The sequence below is a fragment of the Vogesella mureinivorans genome, assembly GCF_007644035.1.
Lineage (GTDB): Bacteria > Pseudomonadota > Gammaproteobacteria > Burkholderiales > Chromobacteriaceae > Vogesella > Vogesella mureinivorans.
On record NZ_VMTV02000022.1, the window covers coordinates 1 to 348 of the forward strand.

The 348-nt window shown below is 68.7% G+C and carries 1 pseudogene; it reads right to left on the reverse strand.

Annotation, left to right across the window (positions count from 1 at the left end):
- A pseudogene (locus FLQ44_RS00935) lies at positions 1–348 on the reverse strand (hypothetical protein); the annotation flags it as partial.

Here is a 348-nt window from a genome sequence, read left to right on the forward strand (position 1 = left end):
GTCGATGGCCGGACGGCCCGACTGGTCGGAGCCCACGCTGGCGCGGGTCAGGTTTTCACCGGACACCAGGATGCGGCGCTTGATCAGCAGGGGAACGCCGAACTCGTCCTGCATCAGCACGGCGTCAGGCGGCACGCGGCCGGCGATGGCTTCCTGAACCGAATTGTCGTGGTCGACCATCTGGAAGGTCAGCTGGGCGGTCTGGCCGATGACCCGCTCCAACGCCTCGGGATCGCTCTCGCCCGGGGCCTGGACCACGATCCGGTCCGTGCCCTGGCGGGTGATGGATGGCTCTCGGGTGCCCAGGCTGTCGATGCGGCGGCGGACCACCTCGATGGACTGATCCAC